Origin of the sequence: Streptomyces sp. NPDC001634 (assembly GCF_040298185.1) — a bacterium.
Lineage (GTDB): Bacteria > Actinomycetota > Actinomycetes > Streptomycetales > Streptomycetaceae > Streptomyces.
The window spans coordinates 23,841-32,639 of sequence record NZ_JBEOZU010000015.1; the positions used below are offsets into that span (position 1 = coordinate 23,841).

Annotated in this window: 7 protein-coding genes and 1 pseudogene; 6 read left to right on the plus strand and 2 right to left on the minus strand. The window is 70.1% G+C overall.

Features of this window, described 5'->3' with window-relative positions; all coding sequences use genetic code 11:
• Positions 1–23 precede the first annotated feature (23 nt).
• Genes ABT186_RS12220 through ABT186_RS12240 form a run of 5 tightly spaced genes read left to right on the plus strand, consistent with a single transcriptional unit; the run spans position 24 to position 6,668 of the window.
• On the plus strand, positions 24–2,891 hold the full coding sequence (locus ABT186_RS12220; protein WP_351924866.1) for a glycoside hydrolase family 2 TIM barrel-domain containing protein: 2,868 nt from the start codon (positions 24–26) through the stop codon (positions 2,889–2,891).
• Positions 2,888–4,051, plus strand: coding sequence for an MFS transporter (locus tag ABT186_RS12225; protein WP_351924868.1), 1,164 nt, complete (start codon positions 2,888–2,890; stop codon positions 4,049–4,051). The genes ABT186_RS12220 and ABT186_RS12225 overlap by 4 nt, the downstream gene beginning before the upstream one ends.
• Positions 4,048–5,055, plus strand: a complete 1,008-nt coding sequence (locus tag ABT186_RS12230) for an ABC transporter ATP-binding protein (protein ID WP_351924870.1) — start codon at positions 4,048–4,050, stop codon at positions 5,053–5,055. The genes ABT186_RS12225 and ABT186_RS12230 overlap by 4 nt, the downstream gene beginning before the upstream one ends.
• 1 nt (position 5,056) lies before the next feature.
• Positions 5,057–5,860, plus strand: coding sequence for an ABC-2 family transporter protein (locus tag ABT186_RS12235; RefSeq protein ID WP_351924872.1), 804 nt, complete (start codon positions 5,057–5,059; stop codon positions 5,858–5,860).
• A 1-nt stretch (position 5,861) separates the two neighbouring features.
• On the plus strand, positions 5,862–6,668 hold the full coding sequence (locus ABT186_RS12240; RefSeq protein WP_351924874.1) for an ABC transporter permease: 807 nt from the start codon (positions 5,862–5,864) through the stop codon (positions 6,666–6,668).
• A gap of 227 nt (positions 6,669–6,895) precedes the next feature.
• Here ABT186_RS12240 and ABT186_RS12245 read toward each other — a convergent pair.
• Together ABT186_RS12245 and ABT186_RS12250 are read right to left on the minus strand one after the other, a co-directional pair.
• A pseudogene (locus ABT186_RS12245) lies at positions 6,896–8,023 on the minus strand (MFS transporter).
• Between the two features lie 155 nt (positions 8,024–8,178).
• Complete coding sequence (locus ABT186_RS12250; RefSeq protein WP_351221377.1) at positions 8,179–8,583, minus strand: hypothetical protein; 405 nt, start codon at positions 8,581–8,583, stop codon at positions 8,179–8,181.
• 25 nt (positions 8,584–8,608) lie between these two features.
• Between ABT186_RS12250 and ABT186_RS12255 the strand changes: the two genes are divergently transcribed.
• On the plus strand, positions 8,609–8,799 hold a 191-nt coding region (locus ABT186_RS12255; RefSeq protein ID WP_351924876.1), incomplete at its 3' end, for a hypothetical protein.

Genomic DNA, 8,799 nt, shown 5'->3' on the forward strand with positions numbered 1-8,799 from the left:
TTCCTCTCACGACCTGGAGACCGATGTCTTTCCGCACCCCTACGGCCATCGACTACGTCGAGGACGTCTCGCCGGGCAGCGGTGCCCTGCCGCCGCGCGCCTGGTACGCGTCCTCGTCCGCCGTGTCCCTCTCTCTGAACGGCAGCTGGCGTTTCAGGCTGTCGGCGACGGCCGACGCCGAGGACGACTCGTTCGCCGAGCCCGGATTCGACGCCGGGGACTGGGCGGAGGTCTCGGTCCCCGGCCACTGGGTCCTGCAGGGCAGTGGCTCGTTCGGATCCCCCATCTACACCAACCACCTCTACCCCTTCCCGGTCGACCCGCCGCGCGTGCCGACCGAGAACCCGACCGGTGACCATCTGCGCGTCTTCGACCTGCCGTCCCACTGGCCGTCGGACGGCGGGGCGGTGCTCCGTTTCGACGGCGTCGAGTCATGCGCCCGGCTCTGGCTGAACGGCACTGACCTCGGCGAGTTCAAGGGCTCGCGGCTGCCGCACGAGTTCGCGGTCGGGCATCTGCTCAAGCCGAGCCGCAACGTGCTCGCCGTCCGCGTCCACCAGTGGTCCGCGGGCTCGTACCTGGAGGACCAGGACCAGTGGTGGCTGCCGGGCATCTTCCGGGACGTCACCCTGCTGCACCGCCCGGCGGGCAGCGTCCTCGACTTCTTCGTGCACGCCTCGTACGACCACGTGACCGGCGAGGGCACGCTGAAGGTCGACTCGGACGTGGACGGCCGGGTCACCGTGCCCGCCCTGGACATCGATGTCGCCACCGGCGAGTCCGTGACCGTCCCCGTGAAGCCGTGGACCGCGGAGACCCCGAAGCTGTACGACGGAGTGCTGGTCACCGAGGGTGAGCGTGTGCCGCTGCGGATCGGCTTCCGCACGGTCGTCCTCGAGGACGGCCTGATCAAGGTCAACGGAAAGCCGGCCCTGTTCAAGGGCGTCAACCGGCACGAGTGGCACCCCGAGAAGGGCCGCGCCCTCGACCCGGAGACCATGCGCGAGGACGTGCTGCTGATGAAGCGGCACAACATCAACGCCGTGCGCACCTCGCACTACCCGCCGCACCCGGCCTTCCTCGACCTGTGCGACGAATACGGGCTCTGGGTCATCGACGAGTGCGACCTGGAGACCCACGGCTTCGTGGAGCAGGCCTGGCGCGACAACCCTGTCGACGACGACCGCTGGACCCCGGCCCTCCTGGACCGCGCCGCCCGTATGGTCGAGCGCGACAAGAACCATCCGTCGGTCGTCATCTGGTCCCTGGGCAACGAGGCCGGCACCGGCCGCGGTCTGACGGCGATGGCCGAGTGGATCCATGGCCGCGACTCCTCACGGCTCGTGCACTACGAGGGCGACATCAACTGCCGTGACACGGACGTGTATTCGCGGATGTACGCCTTCCACGACGAGGTCGAGAGGATCGGCAAGGGCCTGGACGGCGGAACGCACAAGCGCCGGGAACTCCCCTTCATCCTGTGCGAGTACGGCCACGCCATGGGCAACGGCCCCGGAGGCATCGCCGACTACCAGCGGCTCTTCGAGGCGCACGACCGGCTCCAGGGCGGCTTCATCTGGGAGTGGATCGACCACGGCATCAAGGACGACCGGTACGGCTTCGCGTACGGCGGCGACTTCGGCGAGGAGCTGCACGACGGGAACTTCGTCTGCGACGGGCTGCTGTTCCCGGACCGCAGGCCGTCGCCGGGGCTGATCGAGTACAAGAAGGTGATCGAGCCGGTCCGTATCGAGGGCGACAGCGGCGACGGAACCGTGCGGATCAGCAACGCCCACGACTTCGCGGACCTTTCCGCCTTTGTCTTCGCATGGTCCTACCAAGTCGAGGGCACGACGGTCGAGTCGGGGACGCTGTCCGTGCCCGCGCTCGCGGCGGGCGAGTCCGCGGACGTGAAGCTGCCCGAGCCCCCCGAGGGGCGGGGCGAGACGCAGTGGACGGTACGGGCGCTGCTGGCGTCCGACACCGCATGGGGGCCGAAGGGCCACCAGGTGGCGTGGGGCCAGTTCCCGGTCTCCGCACGGACACCGGTCCGGGTCGTTCAGAGCGCGGCACCCGTCGTCGGCGACGGCCGGATCTCCCTCGGCCCGGCCTCCTTCGACGCCCGCACGGGCGCGCTGAAGACCATCGGCGGGGTCGACGTGACCGGGCTGCGCCTGGACGTGTGGCGGGCGCTCACCGACAACGACGGCGGAGCGGAATGGCAGACGGACATCCGCTACGGCCTGCTGTGGCGCAAGCTGGGTCTGCACCGAATGCGGCACCGCCTGGACGCGGTGGAGATCGATGACGACGCGCTGACGGTACGGAGCCGGGTGGCGCCCGCCGCCTGGGAGGTGGGTCTGGCCACCGTCTACCGCTGGACGTCGGACGGCGACCGGCTGCGGCTGACCGTGTCCGTGGGGCCGGAGGGCGACTGGACGGTTCCGCTGCCGCGGCTCGGGATCCGGTTCGGGCTGTCGGGCTCGGCGGACCGGGTGAAGTGGTTCGGCGGCGGCCCCGGCGAGGCGTACCCGGACACCAGGTCGGCGTCCGAGCTGGGGCGTTGGGAGTCCACGGTCGACGAGCTGCAGACGCCGTACGTCCGCCCACAGGAGAACGGCGCCCGCGCCGACGTCCGTTGGGCGGAGATCGGCGGCCTCAGGATCGAGGGCGATCCTGCGTTCTGGTTCAGCGCGCGGCGCTGGACGAACGAGCAGCTGGACGCCGCGGCGCACCTCACCGACCTCACGCCCGGTGACACGGTGTGGGTCAACCTCGACCACGGCCAGCACGGCATCGGCTCGCAGTCGTGCGGTCCGGGCCCGCTGCCGCAGTACTTCCTGCGGGCCGAGCCCGCAGAGTTCTCCTTCGTCTTCTCGGAGATCAGTTGACGGACACGGTCCTGAGGACCTCCGCGGCCGGGCGGCTGTTCAGTCGTCCGGCCGCGGTCGCGTCCTGCGTCGGTTTCGTCCTCATCGGGATGCTCCAGGCGCTCTATGGTCCGGCGGTCCCTGGACTGCGCCCGGAGTACGGCCTCTCCCCCTCCGATGCCGGGCTCGGCCTGAGCCTGCACTTCACGGGAGGGGTCGCCGGCGTCCTCGTCTTCAACACCATCCACCACTGGATCAGCAACCGAACCCTGCTCGCGGCCAGTTACGGACTGTTGGCGGCAGGCGGCGCGGGTTTCGCGCTCGCGCCGAACTGGCCGCTCGCCCTCGCCGCCTCCTTCCTCGGCGGCCTCGGCTTCGGCGGTATCGACTACGGCCTCAACCAGTTGTTCGCGGTCGGCTTCGGCGAGCGGTCCACGGCCATGCTGAACGTGCTCAACGCGCACTTCGGCATCGGGGCGGTACTTGGTCCCGCGGTCATCGCGTGGACGGGCCCGGGGCACTACGCGTACGCGTTCGGGGCATGCGCGGTGCTGGCCGGGGCGCTGATGCTGTGCACCGGAGGCGTACGTACACAGGCCGTCGACGCTCCGTCCGAGGCCCCCGGGTCGTTGGGACTTTCCCGGATCCTCGTCGGCTTCCTCGCCCTCTACATCCTGAACGTGGCGGTCGAAGCGGGCGTCGGCGGCTGGGAGCCCACCCACCTGGAGACCGTCGGCTACAGCGCGACCGCGGCCGCCTCCGCCACCTCCGTCTACTGGCTGATGATGACGGCGGGCCGCTTCCTCGTCGTACCGATCACGATGAAGCACTCCCCCGAGCGCATCCTCACGGTGTGCGCGGCCGGGATGACCGCATGCCTGCTGCTGGCGCTCGTAAAAGGACTGGCACCGGTGGCGTACGCGGGTGTTGGCTTGTTCATCGCGCCGGTCTTCCCGACCGGTCTGCCCTGGCTCAACAGGGCTCTTCCGCAAGCCAAGCGGGCCGGTGCCTGGGTCATCGCCGCGTCGATGATCGGTGGGGTGGCGGCTCCGCCGGTGCTGGGCGTGGGCATCGAGGCCTCGGGCATTCATGCAGTTCCCTGGCTTCTCGCGACGCTCTCCGCCGCCTCGCTTGCGGCGACCGTATCGCTGATCCAACTGACCCGGAGGTTCGTCGAGTGAGCGGCAGTATCGAGGTCCGCGGGCTCACCCGTACGTTTCGCACCAGCGTGCGCCGCCCCGGTTTTGCGGGCGCGCTGCGTTCCCTGGTCAACCCCGAGAAGGTCACCAAGCACGCCGTCACGGACATCAGCTTCGACGTGGCCCCGGGCGAACTGCTCGCCCTGCTCGGCCCGAACGGCGCGGGCAAGTCGACCACCATCAAGACGCTGACCGGCATCCTCACCCCCACCTCCGGCGAGGCCCGGGTCGCGGGCGTGGTGCCGTACGAGGAACGGGAGCGCAACGCGCACAACATCGGCGCGGTGTTCGGGCAGCGCACCCAGCTGTGGTGGGACCTTCCGGTGCGCGAGTCCTTCGCGATCCTGCGGGACATCTACGAGGTGCCGAAGGCCGAACACGCTGCGCGCCTCGCCGAGTTCGACACCCTGCTGGAGCTCTCCTCCTTCTGGGACACCCGCGTGAGGCACCTCTCGCTCGGCCAGCGGGTGCGCTCCGACCTGGCCGCGGCACTGCTGCACGACCCTCCGGTCGTCTTCCTCGACGAGCCCACCATCGGCATGGACGTGGTGGTCAAGGAGCAGGTGCGGGAGTTCCTGCGTCACCAGGTGGAGGAGCGCGGCCGGACCGTGCTGCTGACCACGCACGACATGACGGAGGTCGAGCGGCTCGCCGAGCGGGTGGTGCTGATCAACCACGGTCGGCTCGTCCTGGACGGCACGCTGGACGAGATCCGCCGCAAGTTCGGCTCGACATGGCAGGTGCGGGCGACGCTCACGGACCCGCACACCGAGGTCACGGCGCTGCCGGGCGTCGCGGTGCTGCGGCGTGAGGGCCCCCAGGTGGTGTTCGGCCCGGACGGACCTGCCGCGCCGACGGTCCACCAGGCGCTGAAGCAGGTCATCGAGCGGTACGAGGTCACGGACCTCGCGATCGACGAGGCCGATCTGGAGGACGTGATGCGTGCCGCGTACGTCCAGGCGGGTCCCGCGGCGGAGGAGGTCTGACATGGCCGGCCTGCACGCCTGGCGCGCCGCCCGCGTCACCCCGCTCGGCGAGCTGCACACTCCGCCCCGTATCACGGCCGCCCTGCTGCGGCTGACCGTGCAGGTCGTGCTGGTGGCGTCGCTGTGGAACGGCCTGTACCAGACGACCGGCACGACGGCCGGACTCGACCGCGACCAGGCGGTCACGTACGCCGTGCTGGCCGTACTCGCGTCCCGGCTGCGCGAGCTGGACCAGTACGCGGGCCGGGACACCGTGATGCAGCACATGCACTTCGGCACGATCGTCTACTGGTACCTGCGCCCGCTGCCGCCGCAGCGCTACTACGCGCTGCGCTCCCTGGGCGAACGGCTTTACGGCCTGGTGTGGGCGCTGGCCGGATACACGGTGTGTCTGGCGACGGGGGTGGTGCAACCGCCGAAGTCGGCCGCGGTGGCGGGGGTGTTCGCACTCAGCCTGCTGCTCGGCCAGTGGGTCCTGTACTACGTGATGCTCGTCATCGACCAGTTGTGCTTCTGGACGCTGCGCAACGGCGCGGCGATGCTGATCCTGATCTTCGCGCAGAACCTGCTGTCCGGGGTGTACGCGCCCCTGTGGTTCTTCCCGCACTGGTTCGTGACGCTGAGCGGCCTGCTGCCCTTCCAGGCGACGCTGAGCGTGCCGCTGTCGCTGTACGTGGGCCGGATCCCGCTGTCCGACGCCGGTTTCCAGCTCGCCGTACAGGCGGCGTGGATCGTGGCGCTGGCCCTGTTCACCCGGTTGCTGTGGCGGCGGGCAGCCCGGCGCGTGATCTCGCAGGGAGGCTGAGATGTCGTTGAACGCCCTGCGCATCATGTGGCGGATCACGCGCCTCAACTTCCGTGCCCAGCTGGAGTACCGCTCCGAGTTCCTGATGATGATCGCCATTGGGGTGGTCTGGCAGGTCGCGGTGATCGTGTTCGCGACGGTACTGCTGACCCGGTTCGCCGGCATGGGCGGCTGGGACAGCTCGGACGTCCTCCTCATCCCGGCGACGAGGATGCTGGCGCACGGTCTGTTCGTCCTGTTCCTGGGCCGGGTGCACGGTCTCGGCCGGCACATCCAGGAGGGGAAGATCGACGCGTACCTCCTTCGTCCTCTCCCGGTCTACCGCCAGGTCCAGCTGGAGTTCTTCCCCACCAACGCGATCGGTGACCTGACGGTCGCCGTGGGCCTGATGGTGGGCGCGCTGAGCCGCAGTCACCTGGACTGGACGGCGGGCAGGATCACCTATCTGATCGCCTCGGCCCTCGGCGGCATGCTCCTGGAGGCGTCGCTCTTCACGGCGGTGGCCTGCGCTTCGCTGCGCTTCCCGGCGGCGGACTACTGGGGCCGCTGGCTGGAGGAGCTGCTCGGCACGTTCGGCAGCTACCCGCTGAACGTCCTGCCGAGGGCGGTGGGCGGCTTCCTGACGTACGGCCTTCCGCTCGCGTTCGTCGCCTACTTCCCGGCGGCGGTCCTGACGGGCCACGGCCACGACACCGGGGCCCCGTACTGGCTGGCGGCGGCCTCACCGCTGCTCGGAGTGCTCGCCTTTCTGGGGGCGCGGCTGCTGTGGCGGTGGAGCCTGGGGCACTACACGGGGGTGAACGGGTGACACCCGGCCGCGGTGGCCGCCGGCACGCCCGGCTTGCGAGGCGGCCGCCGCGGGTGCGGGCCGTCAGAGGCGGTGGACAGCCGCGGACGTCCGGGTCCAGTGCCAGTTGAGGGGCGCCCACTGCTTTTCGCCCGCCAGGGCCGGCGGAAGCGTCTGGATCATGCCCGTCATTCTGGGCCCCGGCACTGACACAGCACCCGGTCGCCCACGGCACCCGGTCGCCGCCATCACGGACCGGTGTGGGGAGCCTCCTTGATGCGATCGACACAGGCCTCCACGGCCGTCTCCGGGTGACGGGTTCGTACCGGCGTGAGCAGCGCCAGTGCCGCGATGCCGACGCAGCACGCACCCGCCACCGCGCCCACCGCCGCCGTGCCGTGCTGCTGGGCCGCCCAGGTGACCACGGCCGCACCGGCCGGGGCCGCCGCGTAGTGGATGGTCCAGAACGCGGAGGTGACGCGACCCAGCAGGTGCTGCGGGGTCACCTCCTGACGCAGGGACATGGAGCACGTGCCCGCGATGCTGACGCTGCCCAGAAACGCCGCGGCCAGAAGGGCGACGGCCGCTACGTCACACGCCCACCCGATACCGCCCAGCGCGCAGCCGCAGACGGCCACGGCACCGATCCAGGTGGGGCCGAAGCCGAGCCCGCGGCGTATCCGGGGCCACCAGCAGGGCCCCGGTGACGGTGCCGAGCGCGCCGACGGCGAGGACGGTGCCGACCGTGCCGTCGCTCTGCCCGAGGTCGTGCTTGAGGTGGTAGATCAGCAGGTCGTTCAGGCCGAGCTCCAGGAAGCTGAACAGGGACAGCAGCAGGGTCAGCACGCGCAGCACGGGATGACGCCGTAGGAAAGACGCCCCGGCGAACAGGTCCTTCCACAGACCTTGCGGGTCGGGCGGCCTGCTCTGCCTGAACCGTACGAGACTCAGGCAGACCGCCGACACGCCGAAGCTCGCCGCGTCCACGGCGACGGCCGCGGCCGGCCCCGTCCAGGCCGCCACGAGGCCCGCGCACAGCGGGCCTGCCACACCCGCCGCCGCGGCGGTCGCGTTCAGCCGCCCGTTGGCAGCGGTGATCCGCTCGCCGTCGACCAGGCCGCGCACGACGGTGACGTACGCGACCGAGAACACCATCCCGACGGCCTCACACAGTGGCAGCACCGCGTACAGCAGCCAGATCCGCGGCCCGGCGAGCCACACCAGCGGGATCAGCCCGTACAGCACCATCCGCACCACGTCACAGGTGATCAGCAGCAGTCACCGAGGACCGAGAGGGTCTGTGCGGCCCAGAAGATCCCGAAGTCCCGGTTCCGCCCCGACGATCCCGTCTTCCCCACCGGCCGATCCCCCTGCACCCCTGCACCCCCGTGCCCTGGTCAAGACCAACTACCGTACGACGACCGGGCCGTCGCCGTCACAGCAGAAGACGCGTGTTCTCCGGCAGCGCTGCCGGAGAACACGCGTCTGGCGAGAAGTGATCAGGCCGCGATCGGCCTACCGCAAGGCGCGATCACTTGTCGTGTTCGTGATCCTTGTCGTGTTCGTGATCCTTGTCGTGTCCGTGATCCTTGTCGTGTCCGTGATCGTCTGGCTTTTCGATGATGAGCCCGCCCTTGGCCTGTGCGGGCTGATGGTCCGAGTCTCCGGCGTAGGTGACGGTGTATCCGCGATTCTTGATGATCGCCCTCACGTCGTCCCAGGGCTTGCAGGTCGCGCGGCCCTTTGCGTCGGTGGTGACGGTGCACAGCACCTTCCCGCCGACGGTGAAGGTGACACGCTGCCCCGCGAGCGGCTTACCGGTGTCGAGATCGGTGAGCGTCGCGGTGAGCGGGTACACCAGCTTGGGGTGCGGATGAGTCCGGACAACCGCCGGACCAGCCTTCAGCTTGGTGCGGTGCGTCGATGTCGCGTTCACCGTGAGGGTGAAGGTGGCCGAATGCGTGGCAGCGGTCCCGGTCCCGGTCACCGTGATCGTGTACGTACCCGGGGGCGTGCTCGACGATGTGGACACGGTCATCGCCGACGACGAACCCGCCGTCACCGTACTCGGATTGAAACTCGCCGTCGCACCGGCAGGCAGACCCGAAGCCGACAAAGCCACCTGCTGCGCACTACCCGACGTCACCGCCGT